Below are 23,246 nucleotides of genomic sequence, written 5' to 3'. Positions count from 1 at the left end.
GGGTCGCACTCGAGGACACCGGGACGGCAGGACGACCAGGACGAGGACGGATGAAGAACAAGACCCACTCCGGGACCAAGAAGCGCATCAAGGTGTCGGGCACCGGCAAGCTGCTGCGCGAGAAGGCCGGCAAGCGCCACCTGCTGGAGAAGAAGTCCAGCGAGCACACGCGCCGCCTCGCGGGTCAGACGGAGGTCGCCAAGTCGGACGACCGCCGCATCCGCAAGATGCTCGGTATCTGAGCAGCCCCTGACCACCCGGTCGCCGTGACGCCCCGGTGACCGTTCCCGACACGATCGAAGGCAGGACGACGTGGCACGCGTCAAGCGCGCAGTCAACGCCCAGAAGAAGCGCCGTACCGTTCTCGCGGACGCCAGCGGCTACCGCGGGCAGCGTTCCCGGCTCTACCGCAAGGCCAAGGAGCAGCAGCTCCACTCGCTGACCTACGCCTACCGCGACCGCAAGCAGCGCAAGGGCGACTTCCGGCAGCTCTGGATCACCCGCATCAACGCGGCGGCCCGGGCCAACGACATGACCTACAACCGGTTCATGCAGGGCCTCAAGCTCGCGGGCATCGAGGCGGACCGCAAGGTCCTCGCCGAGATCGCCGTCTCCGACCCGACCGCCTTCGCGGCGCTGGTCGAGACCGCCCGCGCCGCGGTGGCCGACGTGCCCAAGGGCGCGGAGAAGACCGAGGACGCCGCCTGACCGAGCTCCTCACCGAACGCACCCCGCGCGTCGCCGCAGCCCGCAAGCTGCTGCGGCGCGCGGCGCGTGAGGACACCGGCCGCTTCCTCCTCGAGGGGGTCCGGCCGGCGTACGACGCGGTGACCCGGGCGGAGACCGACCCGGGCGCCGTGACCGACCTCTTCGTCACCGAGCACGTCGCCGACCGCGAGCGCGACCTGCTGATCCGGGCCCGGGAGGCCGGGATCCGGATCGCCCTCGTCAGCGAGAAGGCGATCGCGGGCCTCACCGACACCGTGCGCCCGCAGGGCCTCGTCCTGGTGTGCCGGCAGCCGCGGGCCGAGTTCCCGCCGCAGCCACGCCTGGTCGCCGTCCTCGTCGACGTCGCCGACCCGGGCAACGCGGGCACCGTCATCCGCACGGCCGACGCCGCGGGTGCCGACGCGGTCCTCCTCGTGGGCGACTCCGTCGACCCTTACAACCCCAAGTGCGTCCGCGCCAGCATGGGGAGCCTCTTCCACCTCCCGGTGCTGCGCGAGCGCTTTCCCGACGTCGGGTTCTCCCGGCTCCGCGAAGCCGGGCTCGCCCTCGTCGTCGCCGACGGTGGCGGGGAGACCGTGCTGGGCCCGGACACGGACGACCTGCTGGCACGTCCGACCGCCTGGGTCTTCGGGAGCGAGGCCCACGGGGTCCCGGCCGAGGTCGCCGCGCAGGCCGACCACCGGGTCCGCGTCCCGATCCGGGGCCACGCCGAGAGCCTCAACCTCGCCACGGCCGCCGCGGTCTGCCTCTACGCGTCGGTGCGGGCGCAGGAGACGGAGCGCAGCGGGACGCAGGTTGCGAACCCTGTCGGACCCCCTCGATAGACTCGGATCGCACCGACCGTCCCAGAGCAGGAGCGTCCGCCGAGCATGTCCGGCACCAACGACTCGTTCGACCCCAAGCAGGTCTCCGCGCTGGCCCCCGAGTCCCTCGAGGCCGCGCGCGACGAGGCGACCAGTGCCTTCGCCGGCGCGAGCACGCTCGAGGCCCTCACCGCGCTGAAGCCCGCCCACCTGGGCGACCGGTCGCCGGTGCTGCTGGCCCGGCGCGAGATCGGGTCGCTGCCACCGCAGGCCAAGGCCGACGCCGGCAAGCGGGTCAACGAGACGCGCGTGGCGGTGCAGGGCGCCTACGACGCGCGGCACGCGGTGCTCCTGGCCGAGCGCGACGAGCGGGTCCTCGGCGAGGAGGCCGTCGACGTCACGCTGCCGACCACGCGCCACGCCCGCGGCAGCCGCCATCCCCTCACCCAGACCTCGGAGCGCATCGCCGACGTCTTCGTCGCGATGGGCTGGGAGGTCGCCGAGGGCCCCGAGGTCGAGTCGGAGTGGTTCAACTTCGACGCCCTGAACTTCCTGCCCGACCACCCGGCGCGCACGATGCAGGACACCTTCCACGTGCAGCCCCCCGGGGCGAAGCAGGTGCTGCGCACCCACACCTCGCCGGTCCAGATCCGCACCCTGCTGGAGCGGGACCTGCCGGTCTACGTGGTGTGCCCGGGCCGCACGTTCCGCACCGACGAGCTCGACGCGACCCACACGCCGGTCTTCCACCAGATCGAGGGCCTCGCCGTCGACAAGGGCCTGACGATGGCCCACCTCAAGGGCACGCTCGACGCGTTCGCCCGCGCCATGTTCGGGCCGGACTCCCGCATCCGGATGCGGCCGTCCTACTTCCCGTTCACCGAGCCCTCCGCGGAGCCCGACGTCTGGTTCCCGCAGAAGAAGGGCGGCGCCGGCTGGGTCGAGTGGGGCGGCTGCGGCATGGTCGACCCGAACGTCCTGCGCGCCTGCGGGGTCGACCCCGAGGTCTACTCCGGCTTCGCGTTCGGCATGGGCCTCGAGCGGACGCTGATGTTCCGCAACGGGCTGCCCGACATGCGCGACATGGTCGAGGGCGACGTCCGCTTCACCAGCGCGTTCGCCGTCGAGCCCTGATCGTCCCCGCCCGACACCGGAAGGTCTGATTCTCCCGTGCGCGTCCCCGTCTCGTGGCTCACCGAGCACGTCGGTCTGACCGAGCAGCCCTCGGCCGACGACCTCGCCGAGGCCCTGATCCGCGTCGGGTTCGAGGTCGAGGACGTCGTGGCGCTCGAGGCCGTCCCCGGCCCGCTCGTCGTCGGGAAGGTCCTCGAGATCGAGGAGCTGACCGAGTTCAAGAAGCCGATCCGGTTCTGCCGGGTCGACGTCGGGACGCGGGGGAGCGACCCGGCGGCGCCCCAGGGCATCGTCTGCGGCGCCACGAACTTCGCCGTCGGCGACCTCGTGGTCGCGGCGCTGCCCGGCACGACGCTGCCCGGCGACTTCGCCATCGCCGCCCGCAAGACCTACGGCCGCGTCTCCGACGGCATGCTGTGCGCCCTCGACGAGCTCGGCCTCGGCGACGACCACGCCGGCATCCTCGTGCTGCCCCCGGACACGGCGGAGCCCGGCACCGACGCCGCGCCCCTGCTCGGGCTCGCGGAGGGCGACGCCGACGCGGTCCTCGACATCGCGGTCAACCCCGACCGCGGGTACGCGCTGTCGATCCGCGGCATGGGCCGGGAGCTCGCGGGCGCGTACGACGCACCCTTCGGCGACCCCGCCGCCATCGACCACGGGGTCCCGACGACGGGGGAGGCCGGCTACCCGGTCGTCGTCGACCCGTCGTCGGGCTGCCGTCGTTTCGTCGCCCGCCGGGTCACCGACCTCGACCCGACGGCGCCGTCGCCGTGGTGGATGATCCGCCGGCTGCTGCTCGCGGGCATCCGTCCGATCTCGCTCGCGGTCGACGTGACGAACTACGTGATGCTCGAGCTCGGCCAGCCGATGCACGCCTACGACGCCACGCGGGTGACCGGCGACGTCGTGGTCCGGCGGGCCCGCGCCGACGAGAAGATCACGACGCTCGACGACGTCAGCCGCGCCCTCGACCCGGACGACGTCGTGGTGAGCGACGACTCCGGCCCGATCGGGCTCGCGGGCGTCATGGGCGGGGCGTCGACCGAGGTCACCCCGACCACCACCGACGTGCTGCTCGAGGCGGCCACCTGGGACCCGGCGTCGGTGGCGCGCACGGCCCGGCGTCACAAGCTCCCGAGCGAGGCCGCGCGCCGCTTCGAGCGGGCGGTCGACCCTGCCGTGGCGCGGGCCGCCACGGACCGCGCCGCCGCGCTGCTCGCGCACCACGGGGGCGCGACGATCGAGGGCGGCGTCACCGACGTCGGCCCGTTCGCGGCGGGCATCGAGGCGCCGACCCCGACGATCACGATGCCGCTCGACCTGCCCGACCGCGTCGCCGGCGTGACCTACCCGCGCGGCGCGAGCGTGCGGCGCCTCGTCCAGGTGGGCTGCGGGGTCGACGTCGGGGGTGACGGCGTCGCCGTGGTCCCGCCGACCTGGCGGCCCGACCTGACCCGCCCCGCCGACCTCGTCGAGGAGGTCCTGCGCCTCGAGGGCTACGACGTCATCCCGTCGGTGCTCCCGGTGTTCGCGGGCGGCACCGGGCTGACGATGGCGCAGCGCCGGCGTCGGCAGGTCTCCCACGCGCTCGCCGACGCGGGCTTCCAGGAGGTCCTGCCCTCGCCGTTCATGTCGCCGGCCGTGCTCGACGCCTTCGGCCTGGACGACGACGACTCGCGCCGCACCGCGGTCCGGCTCGCGAACCCGCTCGACGCCGACCGCTCGCTCATGGCGACGACGCTGCTGCCGGGCCTGCTCGACGCGGTCGTCCGCAACGTCTCGCGCGGCCTGCGCGACCTCGCGCTCTTCCACGTCGGCCAGGTGGCCCGCCCCGACGGGGAGCCGGCGGACGCACCCGTCGTCGGGACCGACGCGCGACCCTCCGACGCGGAGATCGCCGCCCTGCTCGAGGCGCTGCCGGCGCAGCCGCTGCGGGTCGGCGCGGTGCTCACGGGCGCGTGGGAGCCCAAGGGCTGGTGGGGCGAGGGCCGGCCGTCGACGTGGGCGGACGCGGTCGAGGCCGCCCGCACCGTCGCCGCGGTGTACGGGGCGACGCCCACGGTGTCGAACGACCGCCACGCGCCGTGGCACCCCGGGCGCTGCGCGGCGCTGCACGTCGACGGCGTTCTCGTCGGGCACGCCGGCGAGCTGCACCCGAAGGTGCTGGAGGCGCTAGGGCTGCCGCCGCGGACGTGCGCGATGGAGCTGGAGCTCGACCGGCTGCCGGTGCGCGAGGTGCTCGCGCGCCCGGAGGTGTCGCCCTTCCCGCCGGTGCTGCTCGACGTCGCGCTCGTCGTGGCGCAGGACGTCCCGGTCGCCGCGATCGAGGCCGACCTCGTCGAGGGCGGCGGCGAGCTGATCGAGGACGTGCGGCTCTTCGACGTCTACTCGGGTGCCCAGGTGGGGGAGGGCCGGCGGTCGCTGGCGTTCGCGCTGCGGCTCCGCGCGCCCGACCGGACGCTGACCCTCGAGGAGGCCGGCGCCGCCCGGGACGCGGCGATCGCGCTCGCCGGGGAGCGGCACGGGGCGACGTTGCGCGCCTGAGCGCTTCCCGCGGTCGAGCGAAGGGCACCTCCGGTCGGATAGATCGAGCGAAGGGCCCCTTCGGCCAGGGCGGACCCCGGTGGCGAAGGGCGCCCACGGTCGGTCTACCCGACCGACGGTGCCCTTCGCTCGACGGCCGCCGCCGACCCCAGCGCCCCGTCGACCAGCCACGACAACCCCGCGGCGTAGGTGGCGCGCAGGACGTCCGGCGGCAGCGGGGCACCGTCCGCGGTCACCCCGAGGGCGGCGTTGCCGATCGCGTGCACCACGAGGACACGGATCGCGGTGTCCTGCGCGGCGCGGTCGAGCACGCCCGCCGCCGCCAGACAGGAGCGCATGCTCTCGCCGAGCCGCTGGGCGTTCGGGCCGCGCGAACCCTGCCGGGCCACGAAGTGGGGGACCAGGCCCGGGTGGGCGAGGAGCAGGTCGTGGGTGGCGGTCATCAGGTCCACCAGCCCGGCCCGTGGATCCCCGACGACCGGCGACGGCAGGGCGGCGAGCAGGTCGTCGAGCACGGCGTCGAGCAGGGCGTCCCGGCCGGCGACGTGGCTGTACAGGGCGTTCGGGGCGACCCCCAGGCGTCCGGCCACGGCGCGCATGGAGAACGATGCGCCGTCGTCGAGGACCTCGCGCGCCGCGGTCACGACGGTGGGTCGGGTCAGACCGGCCCGCTGCCCGGGGGTTCTCACGCTTCCCAACTGTACAGCGTCCAGCTACGGTATTGGACTATGTACAGCACCTCCGCCGCCGGAGTCCCGTACGTGCTCGAGCCGCCGTCGTCGGGACGGGCAGACGCGCCGCTCGTCATCGCCTGGCACCTCATGGACGCGCCGCGCACGGAACGGGCCTTCGCGGCCGCGTTGCCGCTCGCAGGGCTGGACGTGTGGCGGCTCTACCCCGGCCTGCCGCTGTGCGGCGAGCGTTCGCCGGGTCAGGAGGAGGTCATGCGGCTCGGCTACGAGGAGCCGGTGCTGAACCTGCACGGCCGCATCAACGAGGAGGCGGTCGCCGAGCTCCCCGGCCTGCTCGACGAGGTCCGCGCCGCGCAGGGGATCGGCGACGGACCGGTCGCCGTGGTCGGCGGCTCGGCGGGGGCGGGGGTCGCGGGAGGGGTCGTCGTCGGGAAGGTCGTCGAGGCACGGGCCGCGGTCCTGATCAGCCCCCTGGTCCAGCTGCGGCCGCTGGTCGACGTCCTGGCGCGCGAGTTCGGCGTGGACTACCGGTGGACGCCGGAGTCCGAGGCGGTGGCCGACCGGATGGACCTGGTGTGGCGGTCCCACGAGTTCGGCGCCACCGCCGTGCGGTGCATCGTCGGCGGCGACGACGACCTCGACGCGGTGCTCTACCCGGCCGGGCGCCTGCGCGACATGCGCCGCGAGCAGGGGGTCCGGGCCGACCTGCGGGTCGTCAACGACATGGGGCACGCCCTCGCGGACGAGCCCGGCGTCGAGCCCGCCCCGCAGACCGACGCCGCGCGGCAGGTCGACGCGATGACCGTGGAGTTCCTCGCTCAGGAGCTGGCGTCGGAGTTGGCCTGACCCAGCGCCTTGGTGAGGTCGGCGAGCAGCTGCGGCACGTCGTCGCGCGGCACCACCGCCTGCACGATCGCCGTCGTCGTCGGGTCCTCCCGCGCCGCGCGTAGAGCGGCCCGGAGCTCGCCGACGGTGCTCGCGCGCCGGGCCGTGGCCCCGCCGCCGGGGGCGAACATCGCGGGGGCGGCCGTCCAGTCCCAGCGGACGATGTCGTTGTACGGCTCGGCCGGGCCGTGGATCGCGCGCTCGACGGTGTAGCCGTCGTTGTCGACCACCACGATCACCGGCGCGAGCCCCTCGCGGACGATCGTGCCGAGCTCGGCCACCGTCAGCTGCGCGGCGCCGTCGCCGATGAGCAGGACGCCGCGCGAGTCGGGCTGCGCGAGGCAGGCCCCGAGCGTCGCCGGCAGCGTGTAGCCGATCGACGCCCACAGCGGCTGCCCGAGGAAGTCCACGCCGCGCGGCAGCCGGTGGGTGCTCGCCCCGTAGAACGACGTGCCCTGGTCGGCCAGCACCACGTCGCCCTCGCGCAGGAAGTCCGCCACCTCGGCCCACAGCGCGTCCTGCGAGAGCGGCTCGGAGGCGTCGGAGGCCGTGAGGACCGGGGCCGGCGCGGGACGCGGCGCGGTGACCCCGCCCCGGGCCGCGAGCTCCGCGACCAGGGGGACCAGCGCGGCGAGGGCGGTCGGCAGCTCGACCGGCGAGAACGTCGCGGCGCCCACGCTCGCCGTCCGCGCGCCGAGCTCGATCGTCCGCGAGCGCGTGATCCGCTGGGTGAAGAACCCGCTGGTCAGGTCGGTGAAGTAGACCCCGGCCACGATGAGTGCGGCCGCGTCCTCCACCGCTGCCCGGACCTCCTCGGCGCTCGCCGCGCCCGCGTAGGTGCCGACGAAGTGCTCGACGCTCTCGTCCACCAGGCTCTTCGACCACACGTCGGTGGCGTGGCGCAGCGGCCCGGCGTCCAGCAGGTCCCGCAGCACCTCCCGCCCGCCCACGCGGTGGGTGAGCAGGCCCGCGAGCACGCCGACCCGGTCCACCGAGCCCGCCTTCTCCAGCAGCGCGCGGGCGCTCTCGACGAAGCCCGCCAGCGCCTCCGGGTCGGTGTGGTCCACCGGCGCGGGGAGGCTTCCCGACGGCGGGTCGACCGCGGCGGCGGAGACGTCGGTCGGGATGAGGAGGTAGCCGGGGAGGTGCCGGTCGCGCACCTCGACGAGCACCCGGTCGATCTCCGCGCGGGCCGACTCCACGGTGAGCGCCGCCCGCGCGCAGGTGATGCCCTCGTGCATCGTCATGAAGTGGGTGAAGACCCCGTCGCCGAGCGAGTGGTGGACCATCCGGTGCGCCGACTGGTGGTCGGTCGACGGCGCGCCCACGACGTGCACCACGGGCACGTGCTCGGCGAAGCTCCCCGCCACCGCGTTGATCGCCGACAGCTCGCCGACGCCGAACGCGGTGGCCAGGGCCGCCATCCCGCGCAGCCGCCCGTACCCGTCGGCGGCGTACCCGGCGTCGAGCTCGTTGGCGCACCCGACCCACTGCAGCCGATCGTGCCCGACGACGTGGTCGAGCATCGCGAGGTTGTAGTCGCCGGGCACGCCGAAGACGTGCTCGACCCCGACCTCGGCGAGGCGGTCGGCCAGGTAGTCGGCGACGCAGTAGGTCATGTCGGCCGATGCTGCCAGGATCCGGGGTCGTGAAGAACATGGTCGGACTCCTCCGGCTCGCCGCCCTGCGTCTGGTGGGCGAGCGGTGCGTCACACCCGCGGACGCCGCGGCCTGGCTGGGCTGCGCCCAGGGGCAGGACCTGCCGGGTGTCCTGGAGTCGATCGCGCTGCGGACGACGGCGGGCGACGTCGACGCGGTCCGTCGGGCGTTCGACGACGGACGGATCGTCCGGTCGTGGCCGATGCGCGGCACCCTGCACGTGGTCGCGGCCGAGGACCTCGCCTGGATGCTGCCGCTCGGCACGCCCCGCCCCCTGGCCGCGGCGGCGAAGCGGCGCGCTGGGCTCGGGCTCGCGGAGGACACCCTCGAGCGGGCCGGGGAGGTCGCGGCCGAGGTGCTGCGCGGCGGTGGGCGGCGGACCCGGGCCGAGATGGCCGCGCGCTGGGCCGACGCCGGGCTCGACCTCTCCGGCTCGCGCGCCTACCACGCGCTGAGCGTCCTCTGCCAGCGTGGCCTGCTCGTCCAGGGGCCGTTCGCCGGACCGAAGGAGCAGGCCTTCGTGCTGCTCGACGAGTGGGTGCCGACGCCCCGGCGGCTCGACCGCGACGAGGCCCTCGTCGAGTGGGCCCGCCGCTACTTCCGCTCCCACGGCCCGGCGGACCGGAAGGACTTCGCCCGGTGGACGGGGCTGCCCGCGGCCGACGTCACGACCGCGATCGACGGCGCCCGCCCCGACCTCGCCGAGACCGACGGCCTGCTCCACGACCCGGGGACGCCTGACCGCCTCGCGGCCGCGGAGGTCCCCGACGAGCTCCTGCTGCCCGGCTTCGACGAGTTCGTCCTCGGCTACGCCGATCGCTCGCAGGTGCTGGACCCGGCGCACGCCGACGCGATCGTCCCCGGGGGCAACGGGGTGTTCCGCCCGACGGTGGTGCGCGACGGCCGGATCGTCGGGACCTGGGCGTGGAAGGGGAGCGGCCGCAACCGTCGGGTGGAGCGGGCGCTGTTCTGATCCGTCGTGGCAGCGAAGCGTCGTTGCTGGCGTCCAGTGGCAGGAAATCCACGTCGTGGAGGAGCAGACTCCCGGTTCATGACGACGGGCTCGACGCTGCGCTCCCCGATCTCCATCGACCTCCCCGTGGTCCCCGTCGGGGCCCTGCTCGACGGCGCCGCCCGGCGGTACGGCGACCGCGCCGCCCTCGTGCACCACGACGACGCGCTGACGTTCCGCGACCTGTGGGCCGAGGCGTGCGCCGTCGCCCACGCGCTCGTGGCGCGCGGGATCCGGCCGGGCGACGTCGTCGGGCTGCACCTGCCGAACTCGCTGGTCTGGCCGGTCGCCTACCACGGCATCCTGCTGGCCGGTGCCACCGTCGCGCTCGCGAGCCTGGCCCTCCCGCCGGACCTGCTGCGGGCCCAGCTCGAGGACGCCGGGGCCGTCGCGGTCGTCAGTCGCGACACCACCCTCACGAACGTCATCGGGACCGACGGCCGGCACCTCGACCTGCCCACCGGCCCGGCCGACGCCCCGCCCGACGTCGAGCTCGACCCCACCGTCGCGCTGGCCCACCTCGCCTACACCGGCGGGACGACGGGGCGGTCGAAGGGCGTGGAGCTCACCCACGCCAACGTCGTCGCGAACGTCCTGCAGTACGCGGCGTCGGGCTCCGGCACGGTCCCCGCCCCCGACGTCCACGGCGGCATCACCGTCGAGCAGACCTCGCCGCCCGAGGAGCACCCGGTGCGGCTCGGGCAGGGCGTCGCCCTCGCCGTCGCGCCGTGGTTCCACGCCATGGGCACCAACGGGCTCACCATCGGTCTGGTCACCGGAACCACGGCCGTCGTCCAGGACCGCTTCGACCCCGCCGTCTACCTGGCCGACGTCGAGCGGCACCGCGCGACCACCCTGTCCGGGGCGCCCGCGATGTACCACGCGCTGCTCGCGCACCCCGACGCCCGCACCCGCGACCTCTCCAGCGTCCGGTCCGTGACCTCCGGCGCGAGCCCGATGGCGGTCGCGCAGGCCGAACGCATCGCGGCCCTGATGCCCGACGCGATCGTCCTCGAGGGCTACGGGCTCACCGAGGCGACGATGGCGCTCTGCACCTCGCCGTCGGCGCGGTCCGCGCACCGGCGCATCGGCACCGTCGGCGTCCCGATCGCCGACACCGAGCTCGCGTTGCTCGAGGTGGGCTCCGGGCGCCCCGGCGACGACCCGGTCGGCGTGGGGGAGCGCGGCGAGATCTGGGCGCGCGGGCCGCAGGTGATGCGCTGCTACCACGACCGTCCCGACGAGACGGCCGAGACGCTCGTCGATGGCTGGCTGCGGACCGGGGACATCGGCATCGTCGACGCCGACGGGCTCGTGTCCGTGGTCGACCGCGTCAAGGACATGCTGCTGTTCAAGGGCTACAACGTCTACCCGCGCGAGCTCGAGGAGCGTCTCGTCGCCCGCCCGGAGGTCCTGACGGCGGCGGTGGTCGGCCTGCCCGACGACGCCGTGGGTGAGTTCCCGACGGCGGCCGTGGTCCTCTCGGCGGGGTCGGGTCCCGACGTGGTCGCCGACCTCGCGGCCGCGATCAACGGAGCCGTCCGGCCCTACGAGCGGCTCCGACGGATCTTCGTGGTGGACGCGCTGCCGATGTCGGCGGCGGGCAAGGTCCTCAAGCGGGATCTCCGCGACACGCTCCTCGGCGCGGCCGGCGGTCCGGCGTGGAGTGACGCCGCTTCCTGAGAGGTCGAACGCGCGTTCGCTGCAGGGCACTGCTCCGCGCGGACCAATCCGGCGCAGTTGAGCGCGGGCCGGACGGCGTCGGGCGGCGAGGGCCCGAGCCCTTCTCAGCTGCGCGCTCCGCACGCGTCCGTGTGCCTAGCGTGAGCAGTCGTCCACCGGCTCCCCCCGGGTCCGCCCGGTCGGTGGACGACAGCCACCCCGTCCTGCCCCCGACAGGAGCCCACGCGATGCCGCAGTACCCGGCGCAGTACCCGGGCGTGCCCGATGTGCCGACCCAGTGGTCCCCGACGGGCCGCCGCCCCCGCACGCCGACCCGGCTCGTCGCCCTCCTCGGCGTACTCACCGGGCCGGCGCTGATCCTCGGGCTGTGGGCGGCGGGCCTCGTCGGCTGGTGGCTCGCCGCGGGGCTCGCCGTCGTCGCGCTGGGCGGCGGCGCGGCGCTCGCCGGCGGCACCGTGCTGCGGTCGCCGGGCGTCCTGCCCGGCCACCCCGACACCGGGGACTTCGTGCCGGGCGCCCGGGTCCTGGTGGTCGGCGGCGGGTACGTCGGGCTCGTCGCGGCCCGGGCCCTGCAGGCGCGTCTCGGGCGTTCCGGCGACGGGCGGCACCGCGGTCGGCGCCGAGGCCCGCGGGACCGCGCGTCGACCCCCGTCGGCTCGATCACGGTGGTCGACCCGCAGCCGCACATGACCTACCAGCCGTTCCTGCCCGAGGCGGCGGGCGGCTCGATCGCCCCGCGGCACCTCACCGTGTCGCTGCGCCGGGTGCTCGACCGCTGCGACGTGGTCACCGGGTCGGTCGTCGCGATCGACGACGCCCGCCGTCGTGCCGTGGTCTCGCTGCCCGACGGGCTCTCGAAGGAGATCCCCTACGACGTGCTCGTGATCGCGCCGGGCGCCGTGGCGCGGGAGCTGCCGGTGCCCGGGCTCGCCGAGTGCGCGTTCACCTTCCGCAGCGTGTCGGACGCCGCGGCGCTGCGCGACCAGGTGCTCTCCCGGCTCGACGCCGCCGCCTCCGTCGTGCCGACCACCCCGGCCGAGGCCGCACGGCGGGCGCGGCTGCTCACCTTCGTCGTCGTCGGGGGCGGCTTCGCGGGGGTGGAGGCCCTCGGCGAGCTCGAGGACCTCGCCCGGCGCGCGGGACGCCAGGTCGGGATCGACCCCGACGAGCTGCGGTGGGTGCTCGTCGAGGCCGCGAAGCGGATCATGCCCGAGGTGAGCGAGCCGACCGCGGCCCGCGTCCACGGCCGGCTCGCCCGGCGCGGCGTCGAGGTCCGCGTCGGCGCCGGTCTGGTGTCCGCCGAGGGCGGCGTGGTCCGGCTCGCGGACGGGACCACGGTCCCGACGGACACGGTCGTCGTGGCCGCCGGCACCCGGCCGCACCCGCTGCTCGAGCGCACCGACCTGCCGCTCGAGCGCACCGGCAAGGTGCGGTGCACCGCGATGCTGCAGGTCATCGGCCGGACGCACGTGTTCGCGGCCGGGGACGGCGCCGCGGTGCCGGACCTCGCCCGCGGCGCCCTGCTCGCCGACGAGAACCCGCAGGTGCTCACCGCGCCGACCGCCCAGCACGCGGTGCGTCAGGCGCGGGTGCTGGCGGGCAACGTCGTCGCCCACCTCGGCGGCCGCCCGCTGCAGCCCTACCAGCACGCCTCGGCCGGGGTCGTCGCCGGACTCGGCCGCCGCCGGGGCGTCGCGGAGATCCGCGGGGTGCGCCTCATGGGCTGGCCCGCCTACGCGCTGCACCGCGCCTACCACCTCTGGGCCATGCCGACCGCCGAACGCAAGGCGCGGATCGTCCTCGACTGGGTCGCGACCGCCCTGCTCGGCCGGGACCCGGTGGCGGCGGGCGCCGTGGCGCCCTCGCCCCGTCGCGGCGACGGGGACCCGGTGGCCCCGGTGGCCCCGGTGGCCTCTCCGGTCGCTGCCTGCGGCGAGGTCCCGACGACGGGTGCGGCGGCGCCCGCCGCGCCGACCCCCACCGTGGTCGACCCGGCCGTCATCGACGGCCCTACCCTGCGCGAGCCGCACCCGTCGTTCCCGACGCCCACGCCCACGCCCGCACCCGCCGGCACGGGTGGACCGGAGGTCGTCCGGGCACCCGCGACCGGGGACCAGCCGGCGCTCACCTGGCTGACGCCGGGGCGACACGAGTTCCGCTGACCACGTTGCATGGAATTCCGTGATCGTGCATAGTCATGCGCATGCGGATCGCGGTGGCCGGAGCCAGCGGCTACGTCGGAGGTGAGCTCCTGCGGCTCGCGCTGGGCCATCCGGAGCTCGAGGTCGGCGCGCTGACCGCGGGGGACTCCGCGGGCAGTCTGCTCGGTGCCCACCAGCCCCACCTCACCCCCCTGGCCGACCGGCCGATCGTCGAGACCACGGTGGACGCCCTCGCGGGGCACGACGTGGTGTTCCTCGCCCTGCCGCACGGTCGCTCGGCGGAGCTCGCCGCGCAGCTGCCGGACGACGTCCTCGTGGTCGACTGCGGGGCGGACCACCGGCTGCGGGACGCGGCGGCGTGGCAGCGCTGGTACGGCGGCGAGCACGCGGGGCACTGGCCCTACGGCCTGCCGGAACTCCCCGGGGCGCGGGATGCGCTGCGGGACAGCCGCCGGGTCGCCGTCCCGGGCTGCTACCCGACCACGGCGACGCTCGCCGCGCTGCCGGCCGTCGCCGGCGGGATCGTGGCGCCCGAGATCAGCGTCGTCGCCTTCTCCGGCACCTCCGGCGCCGGCCGCGCCGCGAAGGCCCACCTGCTCGGGTCGGAGGTCATGGGCTCCGCGACGGCCTACGGCGTCGGCGGCGCTCACCGGCACACGCCCGAGATCGTCCAGAACCTCTCCGACCTCGGGGCGGGGGCGGTGCGTGTGTCGTTCACCCCGGTCCTCGCCCCGATGCCGCGCGGCATCCTCGCGGTCGTCAGCGCCCCGCTGGCCGACCCCGCGATCGACGCCGCGGAGGCCCGGCGGGTCTACGCCAAGGCGTACGACGACGAGCCGTTCGTGCACCTGCTGCCCGAGGGCGTCCAGCCCGCCACCAAGAGCGTCCTGGGGTCGAACTCGGTCCAGGTGCAGGTCGAGGTGGACGCCGACGCGGGCCGGCTCGTGGCCACCGCGGTGATCGACAACCTGACGAAGGGCACCGCCGGCGGGGCCTTCCAATCGGTGAACGTCGCCGTCGGCCTCGAGGAGACCCTCGGTCTGCCCACCGCGGGGCTCGCCCCGTGACCGTCCCCGTCCCGTCCGCCGACCATCCCCGGAGCACGTCGTGAGCGTCACCGCCGCCGCCGGCTTCCGCGCCGCCGGAGTCCGTGCCGGCCTGCGCGCCCACGGCGACCGTCCCGATCTGGCCCTCGTGGTGAACGACGGGCCGTCACACACCGCGGCCGGGGTGTTCACCCGCAACCAGGTCAAGGCGGCCCCGGTCCTGTGGTCGCAGCAGGTGCTGCGGGAGCACGCGCTGCGGGCGGTCGTGCTCAACTCCGGCGGCGCCAACGCGTGCACCGGTCCGGACGGGTTCGGCGACACCCACCGCACCGCCGAGAAGGTCGCCGAGGTCCTCGGGTGCGGTGCGATCGAGGTCGCCGTCTGCTCCACGGGGCTGATCGGGGAGCGCCTCCCGATGCCCTCCCTGCTCGCCGGGGTGGACGACGCCGCGGGGTCGCTCGGCGCCGACGCCGAGGCCGGGTCCCTCGCCGCCACCGCGGTCCTCACCACCGACACCGTCGACAAGCAGGCCGTCCGCTCCCGCGACGACTGGACCGTCGGCGGGTTCGCCAAGGGCGCCGGGATGATGGCGCCCAGCCTCGCCACGATGCTCGTCGTCGTCACCACCGACGCGGAGCTCGACGCCGGCGTCGCCGACCGCGCACTGCGGGCGGCCACGGCCATGACGTTCGACCGGCTCGACATCGACGGGTCCACCAGCACCAACGACACCGTGCTGCTGCTCGCCTCCGGCGCCTCCGGGGTGGCCCCCGACGAGGCGACCTTCGCCGCCGAGCTGCGCGAGGTGTGCGCCGAGCTCGCGCGCGGTCTGCAGGCCGACGCCGAGGGGGTCACGAAGCGCATCGTCGTCACCGTGACCGGCGCGGCCTCGGATGCCGACGCCCTCGTCGGTGCACGGGCCGTCGCGCGGGACAGCCTGGTGAAGACGGCGCTCTTCGGCTCCGACCCGAACTGGGGACGGATCGCGGCCGCCGTCGGGGCCAGCGAGGCCCGGGTGGAGCCCGAGACGCTGTCGGTGACGGTCAACAACGTGCTGCTGTGCGCCGCGGCGGCCGCGGTGGGGGACCGGTCGAAGGCCGATCTCTCCGGCCGCGACGTCACCGTCGAGGTCGACCTCGGGCTCGGCGCCGGCACCGCGACGGTGCTGACCACCGACCTGTCCCACGCCTACGTCGAAGAGAACAGCGCCTACTCGTCATGACCAGCACCGTGCACGAGGACGCGCAGGCCAAGGCGGCCGTCCTCGCCGAGGCCCTGCCGTGGCTGCGGGAGTTCCAGGACGCGGTCGTGGTCGTCAAGTACGGCGGGAACGCCATGGTCGACGACGAGCTGCGGCGCGCCTTCGCGGAGGACATGGTCTTCCTGCGCCTCGCCGGGATCCGTCCCGTCGTGGTGCACGGGGGCGGCCCGCAGATCACGGCGATGCTCGACCGGTTGGGCATGACCGGGGAGTTCCGTGGCGGTCTGCGCGTCACCACTCCCGAGACCATGGACGTCGTCCGGATGGTGCTCGTCGGCCAGGTCGGGCGCGAGCTCGTCGGCCTGGTGAACGCCCACGGACCGCTCGCGGTCGGCATGTCCGGGGAGGACGCGCAGCTGTTCACCGCCGCGCGCCGCACCGCCTCGGTGAACGGGGAGCAGGTCGACGTCGGACTCGTCGGGGACGTCGTCGACGTCAACCCCGCCGCCGTGCTCGACCTCGTGGCGGGCGGTCGCATCCCGGTCATCTCCACCGTCGCGCCCGACGTCGACGGCGTGGTGCACAACGTCAACGCCGACACCGCCGCCGGAGCGCTCGCCGTGGCACTCGGGGCCCGCAAGCTCGTCGTCCTCACCGACGTCGAGGGGCTCTACACCGACTGGCCGGACCGCTCCAGCCTGCGGTCCGAGATCGACGCGACGGAGCTCGCCGAGCTCCTGCCCGGTCTGTCGAGCGGCATGATCCCGAAGATGGAGGCCTGCCTGCGGGCGGTCGAGGGCGGCGTCCCGCGCGCCCACGTCATCGACGGGCGGGTCGCGCACTCGGTGCTGCTCGAGGTCTTCACCAGCACGGGCGTCGGGACGATGGTCGTCCCTTCCCCCGTCGCTCCGCTCGCCCCGGCTCCGCTCCCGCACCCACACGAAGGAGGTCCCCCCGCATGACCACCACTGCACCGACCGGTGAGGACCTCCGTCGTCGCTGGTCCGACGCCATGATGGGCAACTACGGCACCCCGCCGGTCAGCCTCGTGCGGGGCGAGGGGGCCCGCGTCTGGGACGCCGACGGCCGCGAGTACCTCGACCTGCTGGGCGGCATCGCCGTGAACCTGCTCGGTCACGCCCACCCGGCGGTGGTCGAGGCCGTGTCCCGGCAGGTCGCGACGCTCGGCCACACCTCGAACCTCGTCATCAACCCGCTGACCGTCGAGCTCGCCGAGCGCCTCCTGTCGCTGCTCGGCGTGTCCGGAGGCCGCGTGCTGATGTGCAACTCCGGCGCCGAGGCGAACGAGGCGGCCTTCAAGATCGCCCGGCGGACGGGCCGACCGAAGATCGTGTCCGCCCAGGGCGGCTTCCACGGCCGCACCATGGGCGCCCTCGCACTCACCGGGCAGCCCGCCAAGCGCGAGCCGTTCGAGCCGATGCCGCCCGGGGTGGAGTTCGTGCCCTACGGCGACGTCGAGGCGCTGCGGACCGCGGTCGACACCGACACGGCCGCGGTCGTGCTCGAGCCCATCCAGGGTGAGGCCGGCGTCATCATCCCGCCCGAGGGCTACCTGCAGGCCGCCCGCGAGATCACCTCGGCGTCCGGCACGCTGCTGGTGATCGACGAGGTGCAGACCGGGATCGGCCGCACCGGCGTGTGGTTCGCCCACCAGCGGGCGGGGATCGTCCCGGACGTCATCACGCTGGCCAAGGGCCTCGGTGGGGGCCTCCCGCTCGGGTGCTGCATCGGCATCGGCGCGGCGGCCGAGCTGCTCGGCGCCGGGCAGCACGGCACCACCTTCGGCGGCAACCCGGTGTGCTGCGCGGCGGCCCTGGCGGTGCTCGACACGATCGTCGCCGACGGCCTGCTCGACCGCGCGGACGCGCTCGGCAAGGACCTGGGCACCCGCATCGAGGGGCTCGACCACCCGCTGGTCGACCACGTCGACGCCGCCGGTCTGCTCGTCGGGGTGGCGCTCACCGCACCCGCCTCGCCGCAGGTCACGGCGGCCGCGCTGGAGGCCGGGTACCTGATCAACGGGGCGGTCCCCGCCCGGGTGCGGCTGGCCCCGCCCGCCGTCGTCACCGACCAGCAGCTCGAGGGGTTCCTGACGGCCTTCCCCGAGATCCTGTCGCAGGGTGCCGCGAGCGCGGAGGGGACGTCGTGACCGCCGCCCCGCCGCGCACGGCGACCGGTGCGGCGTCCGCGACCGCGCGGCGCCCGCGCCACCTGCTCCGCGACGACGACCTCACGGCGGCCGAGCAGGCGGAGGTGCTCGAGCTCGCCGCCGCGATCAAGGCCGACCCGTACGGCCACCGGCCGCTCGCCGGCCCGCGCGCGGTCGCGGTCATCTTCGACAAGCCGTCCACCCGGACGCGCGTGTCGTTCCAGGTCGGGATCGCCGCCCTCGGCGGCATGCCGGTCATGATCGACGGCCGCGACGCGCAGTTCGGTCGCGGCGAGACCATCGCCGACACCGCCCGGGTGCTGTCGCGCTACGTCGACGCGATCGTGTGGCGCACCAGTGCAGACGAACGCATCGAGGAGATGGCCGCCCACGCGGGCGTCCCGGTGGTGAACGCGCTGACCGACGGCTTCCACCCGTGTCAGGTCCTGGCCGACCTGCAGACCGTCGTCGAGCGGCACGGTCGGGCGGCAGGTCTGACGCTCACCTACCTCGGCGACGGGGCCAACAACATGGCGCAGTCACTGCTGCTCGGCGGTGTCACCGCCGGCATGCACGTGCGGATTGCGGCCCCCGCGGGCTTCCAGCCCGACGCGACGGTGGTCGCCGACGCGCAGGCCCGGGCGAAGGAGACCGGCGGGTCGGCGGCGGTCGTCGGGGTCGACGGCCGGGCGTCGGCTCTGGCCGCCGCGGCCGACGCGGACGTGCTCGTCACCGACACCTGGATCTCGATGGGGCAGGAGGACGACGGGCTCGACCGGGTCGCCCCGTTCCGGCCGTGCCGCATCGACGGGGAGCTGCTCGCACGGGCCGCGCCCGGTGCCACGGTCCTGCACTGCCTGCCCGCCCACCGGGGCGACGAGATCACGGCCGAGATCCTCGACGACCCGGCCTCGGCCGTCTGGGACGAGGCCGAGAACCGGCTGCACGCCCAGAAGGCGCTGCTGACCTGGCTGCTCGGCCGATGACGCACCCGGACGAGGCGCTCGACACCGACCACGGAGCCGCACCCGATCCCCGGGTGGCCCGGGAACGGCTCGAGCGGCTGCGTCCGGGGACCAGCCGGGCCGCACGGCAGGCCCGCATCGTCGAGCTGATCAGCAGCGTCGAGGTGCACAGCCAGGGCGAGCTCGCCGCGATGCTCGCGCGCGAGGGCGTCGAGGTCACGCAGGCGACGCTGTCGCGGGACCTCGACGAGCTCGGGGCGGTGAAGCTGCGGGGCGCGGACGGCGGCGTCGGGCGGTACGTGGTGCCCGACGACGGCAGCCCGGTACGCGGCGTCACCGGCGGGACCGACAGACTGTCTCGGCTGCTCGCGGAGCTGCTGGTCTCGGCCGACCACTCCGGCAACCTCGCCGTGCTGCGCACCCCGCCCGGCGGGGCGCACTACCTGGCGAGCGCCCTGGACCGGGCCGCGCTCGCCGAGGTGGTGGGCACGATCGCGGGGGACGACACGGTCGTGGTGGTGGCACGGGAGCCGCTCGACGGGGCCGGTCTGGCCGCGGTCCTGGTCGGGCTGGCGACGAGACCGACGCCGCGGACGGCGCGGACACGACAGGACGAGGGAGAGGGACTGCGGTGACGGCGGGATCGGGCAGAGACGCAGCGCAGCGGAGCTCGACCGGCGGTTCAGCGGCCCTCTGGGGTGGACGCTTCTCCTCGGGGCCGGACGCGGTGATGGCGGCACTGTCGAAGTCGACGCACTTCGACTGGGTACTCGCGCCGTACGACATCGCGGGGTCCCGGGCGCACGCCCGGGTCCTCCACGGCGCCGGCCTGCTCGACGACGACGAGCTCCGGGGGATGCTCGACGGCCTCGACCGGCTCGAGACCGACGTGGCCTCCGGCGCCTTCGTGGCGGCCGAGGCCGACGAGGACGTGCACACCGCGCTGGAGCGCGGCCTCATCGAGCGCGTCGGACCCGAGCTCGGCGGCAAGCTGCGCGCGGGGCGCTCGCGCAACGACCAGATTGCGACGCAGCTGCGGATGTGGCTGCGCGACCGCCTCCGGGAGCTCGCCCGGGGCGTGTGCGACGTGGTGGACGCCCTCGTCGGACAGGGCCGCGCCCACCCGGACGCCGTGATGCCCGGGCGGACCCATCTGCAGCACGCCCAGCCGGTGCTGCTCGCCCACCACCTCGGGGCGCACGCCCAGGCGCTGCTGCGTGACGTCGAGCGCTGTCGCGACCTCGACCGCCGACTCGGGCTCTCCCCGTACGGCTCCGGCGCGCTCGCGGGGACCTCGCTGGGCCTGGACCCCGCGGCCGTCGCCCGGGACCTCGGCTTCCGCGACGCCGTGGACAACTCCATCGACGGCACCGCTTCGCGCGACCTCGCCGCGGAGGGCGCCTTCGTCCTGGCGATGGTGGCGGTCGACCTCTCCCGGATCGCGGAGGAGGTGATCCTCTGGGCCACCGCGGAGTTCGGCTACGTGACGCTCGACGACGCGTGGTCCACCGGGTCGTCGATCATGCCGCAGAAGAAGAACCCCGACGTCGCGGAGCTGGCGCGGGGGAAGGCCGGGCGTCTCGTCGGGAACCTCGCGGGCCTGATGACGACGCTGAAGGCGCTGCCGCTCGCGTACAACCGCGACCTGCAGGAGGACAAGGAGCCGCTGTTCGACTCGGCGGCGCAGCTGGCGATGGTGCTGCCCGCGATGGCCGGCATGATCCGCACGCTGACGGTGCACACCGACCGGCTCGCCGAGCTCGCGCCCGCCGGGTTCAGCCTGGCCACCGACATCGCGGAGTGGCTGGTCCGGCAGGGCGTCCCGTTCCGCCGGGCCCACGAGGCCGCCGGCGCGTGCGTGCGCACGGCCGAGGGGCGCGGAGTCGGGCTGGACGAGCTCACCGACGACGAGCTGCAGGCCTGCGACCCGGCCCTCACCCCCGACGTCCGGACCGTGCTCACCGTTGAGGGGTCGATCGCCTCCCGCGACGCCCACGGCGGGACGGCCCCGAAGCGGGTCGCCGAGCAGTACGACCGGATCGTCGGCGCCGTGATCGAGGCGCGCGCCTGGGCGGCCCGGCCGATCGACCGGCGGTGACCGCACCGCTCGACCGTGCCGAGCTCGCCGTCGACCCGCTGGCGGCGGCCCGGCACCTGCTCGGGACCGAGCTCGTGGCCCGGGTGCCGGAGGGCGAGGTGCGCGTCCGGATCGTCGAGGTCGAGGCGTACCGCGGGGAGGACGACCCGGGCTCGCACTGCTACCGCGGCCGCACCCCCCGCAACGACGTGATGTGGGGTCCGGCCGGACATCTCTACGTCTACTTCGTCTACGGAATGCACTTCTGCGCCAACGTCGTCGCGCTCGTCGACGGCCGACCGGGCGCGGTGCTGCTCCGGGCGGGGGAGGTGCTCTCCGACCCGGCCGTGGCCCACGTCCGTCGGCCGACCGCCCGTGGGCGCGACGCCGAGCTCGCCCGGGGTCCCGCCCGGCTGTGCACGCTGCTCGGCCTGGCTCGGGAACACAACGGCCTCGACGTCCTCGACCCGGCGTCGCCGGTGCGGCTGGAGCGGGGGACCGGCGTGCCCGACGGGTCGGTCCGCACCGGCCCGCGGGTCGGCGTGGCGGCAGCCCAGCAGCGGCCCTGGCGGCTGTGGGTGGCCGGGTCGCCCGCGGTCACGCCGTACAAGGCCGGACGCGCCCGGGCGGACGGTCCCGACTGGTAGCGCGGCGTACCGGGGACAATGGGGTGGTGACCGCACCGCACATCCTCGACGACCTCGCCTGGCGGGGTCTGATCGCCCAGAGCACCGACCTCGACGCCCTGCGCCGCGACCTCGACGCGGGGACGGTCACCCTCTATTCCGGCATCGACCCCACGGCGCCGAGTGCGCACATCGGGCACCTGCTGCAGTGGCTGACCCTCGCGCGGTTCCAGCAGGCCGGACACCGGCCCATCGCACTCGTGGGTGGGGCCACCGGGCTCATCGGCGACCCGAAGCCGACGTCGGAGCGGACGCTCAACGACCGGGACCTCGTCGCCGGCTGGGTGGACAAGATCGGCGCACAGCTGCGGCCCTTCCTCGACTTCGACGGCAGCAACGGCGCGCTCCTGGTGAACAACCTGGACTGGACCGAGGGCGTCTCGGCCCTGGACTTCCTCCGCGACCTCGGCAAGCACTTCCGGGTCGGCCGGATGCTCGCCAAGGAGGCCGTGAGCCGGCGCATGGAGTCCGACGAGGGCATCAGCTACGCCGAGTTCTCCTACCAGATCCTGCAGTCCTACGACTTCCTCGAGCTGTACCGCCGCTACGGCTGCACGATGCAGACCGGCGGCAGCGACCAGTGGGGCAACCTGACCGCGGGGATCGACCTCATCCACCGGGTGGAGGGCCGCTCGGTCCACGCGCTCGGGACGCCGCTCATCACCAAGGCCGACGGCTCGAAGTTCGGCAAGACCGAGGCGGGCACCGTCTGGCTCGACCCCTCCCTGACGAGTCCGTACGCCTTCTACCAGTTCTGGATCAACGCCGAGGACGCGAAGGTGGGGGAGTACCTGCGGGCCTTCACGTGGCTCTCCCACGAGGAGATCGAGGACCTCGAGCGGCTGACGGTCGAGAAGCCACAGGCGCGGGCCGCTCAGCGGGCCCTCGCGGAGTCCGTGACGGCACTCGTCCACGGGCCCGAGGAGGTCGCCCGGGTCGAGGCCGCCAGCCAGGCGCTGTTCGGGCGGGGGGAGCTCCGGGAGCTCGATGCGGCCACCCTCGCGGCGGCGCTGGCCGAGGTGCCGTCGACGACGGTGCCCCGCAGCGACAACCCGACGATCGTGGACCTGCTCGTGGGCACCGGCCTCGCCACCGGTCGTGGCGCGGCCCGCCGGACGGTCGCCGAGGGCGGCGCCTACGTCAACAACGCCAAGGTCGAGGCCGAGGACTGGACGCCGGCGGAGACCGATCTGCTGCACGGCCGCTGGCTCGTGGTCCGTCGCGGGAAGCGGACGACGGCGGGCGTGGAGCTCGTGTCCGCGGGGTGACGACCGTGGGTCGGGCGGGGAACACCGCCCGACCTGCGGGAACGTCGAAGGGGGACCCCCCTCGAGAGGGCGTTCAGGGCCCGTGTAATGTTCTCGATGTCGCCAGGGCGAGGGGGTTGCCTCCGGGCCGGGCGGCGGGATAGGTTCGAGAGGTTGCCCTCCAGTCGGTCTGGTAGGGTGTGACTCGATCGGGACACCGAGCGGTGCCGCATCTGGTGGGTGTGGGCGGGTTCGTGTGGTCGTCCTTTGAGAACTCAACAGTGTGCTGACGTTTTGTGTGTTCTGGCCCCAATTTTGTTGGGGTTTCTTTGAGTAGCTAGTTTTTGTCAGGGACTTGGTTGTCTCTAACGTTTTTTGTTGGAGAGTTTGATCCTGGCTCAGGACGAACGCTGGCGGCGTGCTTAACACATGCAAGTCGAGCGGTAAGGCCCTTCGGGGTACACGAGCGGCGAACGGGTGAGTAACACGTGGGTGACCTGCCCTCCACTCTGGGATAAGCCTGGGAAACTGGGTCTAATACCGGATAT

At 74.7% G+C, this 23,246-nt stretch carries 20 protein-coding genes and 1 rRNA gene; 19 read left to right on the top strand and 2 right to left on the bottom strand.

The features are described from left to right. Positions 1-50 precede the first annotated feature (50 nt). From rpmI to pheT, 5 genes are all read left to right on the top strand, one after another. A complete protein-coding gene (gene rpmI, locus A3CO_RS0128230) occupies positions 51-242 on the top strand; it encodes a 50S ribosomal protein L35 (protein WP_018335621.1) in 192 nt (63 codons plus the stop codon). A 70-nt stretch (positions 243-312) separates the two neighbouring features. Next, a complete protein-coding gene (gene rplT, locus A3CO_RS0128225) occupies positions 313-708 on the top strand; it encodes a 50S ribosomal protein L20 (protein ID WP_018335620.1) in 396 nt (131 codons plus the stop codon). Continuing rightward, positions 705-1,553: a TrmH family RNA methyltransferase gene (locus tag A3CO_RS0128220; protein ID WP_026205090.1), complete on the top strand. Its 849-nt coding sequence runs from the start codon at positions 705-707 to the stop codon at positions 1,551-1,553. The genes rplT and A3CO_RS0128220 overlap by 4 nt, the downstream gene beginning before the upstream one ends. 45 nt (positions 1,554-1,598) lie before the next feature. Further along, positions 1,599-2,666, top strand: coding sequence for a phenylalanine--tRNA ligase subunit alpha (pheS, locus tag A3CO_RS0128215; protein WP_018335618.1), 1,068 nt, complete (start codon positions 1,599-1,601; stop codon positions 2,664-2,666). A 36-nt stretch (positions 2,667-2,702) separates the two neighbouring features. Further along, positions 2,703-5,213, top strand: coding sequence for a phenylalanine--tRNA ligase subunit beta (gene pheT, locus A3CO_RS0128210; protein ID WP_018335617.1), 2,511 nt, complete (start codon positions 2,703-2,705; stop codon positions 5,211-5,213). Between the two features lie 104 nt (positions 5,214-5,317). On the opposite strand, the gene A3CO_RS0128205 is transcribed toward pheT, so the two are convergent. Continuing rightward, the gene (locus tag A3CO_RS0128205) at positions 5,318-5,902 is read right to left on the bottom strand and encodes a TetR family transcriptional regulator (RefSeq protein WP_157647891.1); all 585 of its coding nucleotides are present in this window, start codon (positions 5,900-5,902) and stop codon (positions 5,318-5,320) included. A gap of 39 nt (positions 5,903-5,941) precedes the next feature. Between A3CO_RS0128205 and A3CO_RS0128200 the strand changes: the two genes are divergently transcribed. Beyond that, positions 5,942-6,751 carry a hypothetical protein gene (locus A3CO_RS0128200; RefSeq protein WP_018335615.1) on the top strand — a complete coding sequence of 270 codons (810 nt, stop codon included), beginning with the start codon at positions 5,942-5,944 and terminating at the stop codon, positions 6,749-6,751. Here the strand turns inward: A3CO_RS0128200 and A3CO_RS0128195 are convergent. Then, on the bottom strand, positions 6,724-8,409 hold the full coding sequence (locus A3CO_RS0128195; protein WP_018335614.1) for an alpha-keto acid decarboxylase family protein: 1,686 nt from the start codon (positions 8,407-8,409) through the stop codon (positions 6,724-6,726). The genes A3CO_RS0128200 and A3CO_RS0128195 overlap by 28 nt on opposite strands. Before the next feature lie 38 nt (positions 8,410-8,447). Between A3CO_RS0128195 and A3CO_RS34695 the strand changes: the two genes are divergently transcribed. From A3CO_RS34695 to A3CO_RS0128130, 13 genes are all read left to right on the top strand, one after another. After that, on the top strand, positions 8,448-9,422 hold the full coding sequence (locus tag A3CO_RS34695; RefSeq protein ID WP_051086130.1) for a winged helix DNA-binding domain-containing protein: 975 nt from the start codon (positions 8,448-8,450) through the stop codon (positions 9,420-9,422). A 78-nt stretch (positions 9,423-9,500) separates the two neighbouring features. After that, the gene (locus A3CO_RS0128185) at positions 9,501-11,144 is read left to right on the top strand and encodes a class I adenylate-forming enzyme family protein (RefSeq protein WP_018335612.1); all 1,644 of its coding nucleotides are present in this window, start codon (positions 9,501-9,503) and stop codon (positions 11,142-11,144) included. A gap of 227 nt (positions 11,145-11,371) precedes the next feature. Next, entirely contained in the window at positions 11,372-13,306 is a 1,935-nt protein-coding gene (locus A3CO_RS34690; RefSeq protein ID WP_018335611.1) for an NAD(P)/FAD-dependent oxidoreductase, read from the top strand. A 35-nt stretch (positions 13,307-13,341) separates the two neighbouring features. Beyond that, positions 13,342-14,373: an N-acetyl-gamma-glutamyl-phosphate reductase gene (gene argC, locus A3CO_RS0128175; RefSeq protein WP_018335610.1), complete on the top strand. Its 1,032-nt coding sequence runs from the start codon at positions 13,342-13,344 to the stop codon at positions 14,371-14,373. A 40-nt stretch (positions 14,374-14,413) separates the two neighbouring features. Continuing rightward, positions 14,414-15,574 carry a bifunctional glutamate N-acetyltransferase/amino-acid acetyltransferase ArgJ gene (gene argJ, locus A3CO_RS0128170; protein ID WP_018335609.1) on the top strand — a complete coding sequence of 387 codons (1,161 nt, stop codon included), beginning with the start codon at positions 14,414-14,416 and terminating at the stop codon, positions 15,572-15,574. Further along, positions 15,571-16,515, top strand: a complete 945-nt coding sequence (gene argB / locus A3CO_RS0128165) for an acetylglutamate kinase (protein WP_018335608.1) — start codon at positions 15,571-15,573, stop codon at positions 16,513-16,515. The genes argJ and argB overlap by 4 nt, the downstream gene beginning before the upstream one ends. Next, on the top strand, positions 16,512-17,723 hold the full coding sequence (locus A3CO_RS0128160; protein WP_018335607.1) for an acetylornithine transaminase: 1,212 nt from the start codon (positions 16,512-16,514) through the stop codon (positions 17,721-17,723). Before argB ends, A3CO_RS0128160 begins: the two co-directional genes overlap by 4 nt. Beyond that, positions 17,720-18,709, top strand: coding sequence for an ornithine carbamoyltransferase (argF, locus tag A3CO_RS0128155; protein WP_018335606.1), 990 nt, complete (start codon positions 17,720-17,722; stop codon positions 18,707-18,709). Before A3CO_RS0128160 ends, argF begins: the two co-directional genes overlap by 4 nt. After that, entirely contained in the window at positions 18,706-19,323 is a 618-nt protein-coding gene (locus tag A3CO_RS34685; RefSeq protein ID WP_018335605.1) for an arginine repressor, read from the top strand. The genes argF and A3CO_RS34685 overlap by 4 nt, the downstream gene beginning before the upstream one ends. Beyond that, complete coding sequence (argH, locus tag A3CO_RS0128145) at positions 19,320-20,786, top strand: argininosuccinate lyase (protein WP_084682241.1); 1,467 nt, start codon at positions 19,320-19,322, stop codon at positions 20,784-20,786. The genes A3CO_RS34685 and argH overlap by 4 nt, the downstream gene beginning before the upstream one ends. Then, positions 20,783-21,412: a DNA-3-methyladenine glycosylase gene (locus tag A3CO_RS0128140; protein WP_018335603.1), complete on the top strand. Its 630-nt coding sequence runs from the start codon at positions 20,783-20,785 to the stop codon at positions 21,410-21,412. The genes argH and A3CO_RS0128140 overlap by 4 nt, the downstream gene beginning before the upstream one ends. 23 nt (positions 21,413-21,435) lie before the next feature. Continuing rightward, on the top strand, positions 21,436-22,719 hold the full coding sequence (tyrS, locus tag A3CO_RS0128135; protein ID WP_018335602.1) for a tyrosine--tRNA ligase: 1,284 nt from the start codon (positions 21,436-21,438) through the stop codon (positions 22,717-22,719). A 354-nt stretch (positions 22,720-23,073) separates the two neighbouring features. Beyond that, positions 23,074-23,246, top strand: a 16S ribosomal RNA gene (locus A3CO_RS0128130); the annotation flags it as partial.

The sequence above is a fragment of the Actinomycetospora chiangmaiensis DSM 45062 genome (genome assembly GCF_000379625.1).
In the GTDB taxonomy this organism is placed as follows: Bacteria; Actinomycetota; Actinomycetes; order Mycobacteriales; family Pseudonocardiaceae; genus Actinomycetospora; species Actinomycetospora chiangmaiensis.
Note: the sequence above shows the minus strand (reverse complement) of the source record. Positions and strands in the feature narration are given on the sequence as shown.

Bases quoted from the DNA above. Each gene is read 5' to 3' on its own strand.
- rpmI (WP_018335621.1), top strand. From the start codon at position 51: ATGAAGAACAAGACCCACTCCGGGACCAAGAAGCGCATCAAGGTGTCG.
- pheS (WP_018335618.1), top strand. From the start codon at position 1,599: ATGTCCGGCACCAACGACTCGTTCGACCCCAAGCAGGTCTCCGCGCTG.
- A3CO_RS0128200 (WP_018335615.1), top strand. From the start codon at position 5,942: ATGTACAGCACCTCCGCCGCCGGAGTCCCGTACGTGCTCGAGCCGCCG.
- A3CO_RS0128195 (WP_018335614.1), bottom strand. From the start codon at position 8,409: ATGACCTACTGCGTCGCCGACTACCTGGCCGACCGCCTCGCCGAGGTC.
- A3CO_RS34695 (WP_051086130.1), top strand. From the start codon at position 8,448: ATGGTCGGACTCCTCCGGCTCGCCGCCCTGCGTCTGGTGGGCGAGCGG.
- A3CO_RS0128185 (WP_018335612.1), top strand. From the start codon at position 9,501: ATGACGACGGGCTCGACGCTGCGCTCCCCGATCTCCATCGACCTCCCC.
- A3CO_RS34690 (WP_018335611.1), top strand. From the start codon at position 11,372: ATGCCGCAGTACCCGGCGCAGTACCCGGGCGTGCCCGATGTGCCGACC.
- argC (WP_018335610.1), top strand. From the start codon at position 13,342: ATGCGCATGCGGATCGCGGTGGCCGGAGCCAGCGGCTACGTCGGAGGT.
- argB (WP_018335608.1), top strand. From the start codon at position 15,571: ATGACCAGCACCGTGCACGAGGACGCGCAGGCCAAGGCGGCCGTCCTC.
- A3CO_RS0128160 (WP_018335607.1), top strand. From the start codon at position 16,512: ATGACCACCACTGCACCGACCGGTGAGGACCTCCGTCGTCGCTGGTCC.
- A3CO_RS34685 (WP_018335605.1), top strand. From the start codon at position 18,706: ATGACGCACCCGGACGAGGCGCTCGACACCGACCACGGAGCCGCACCC.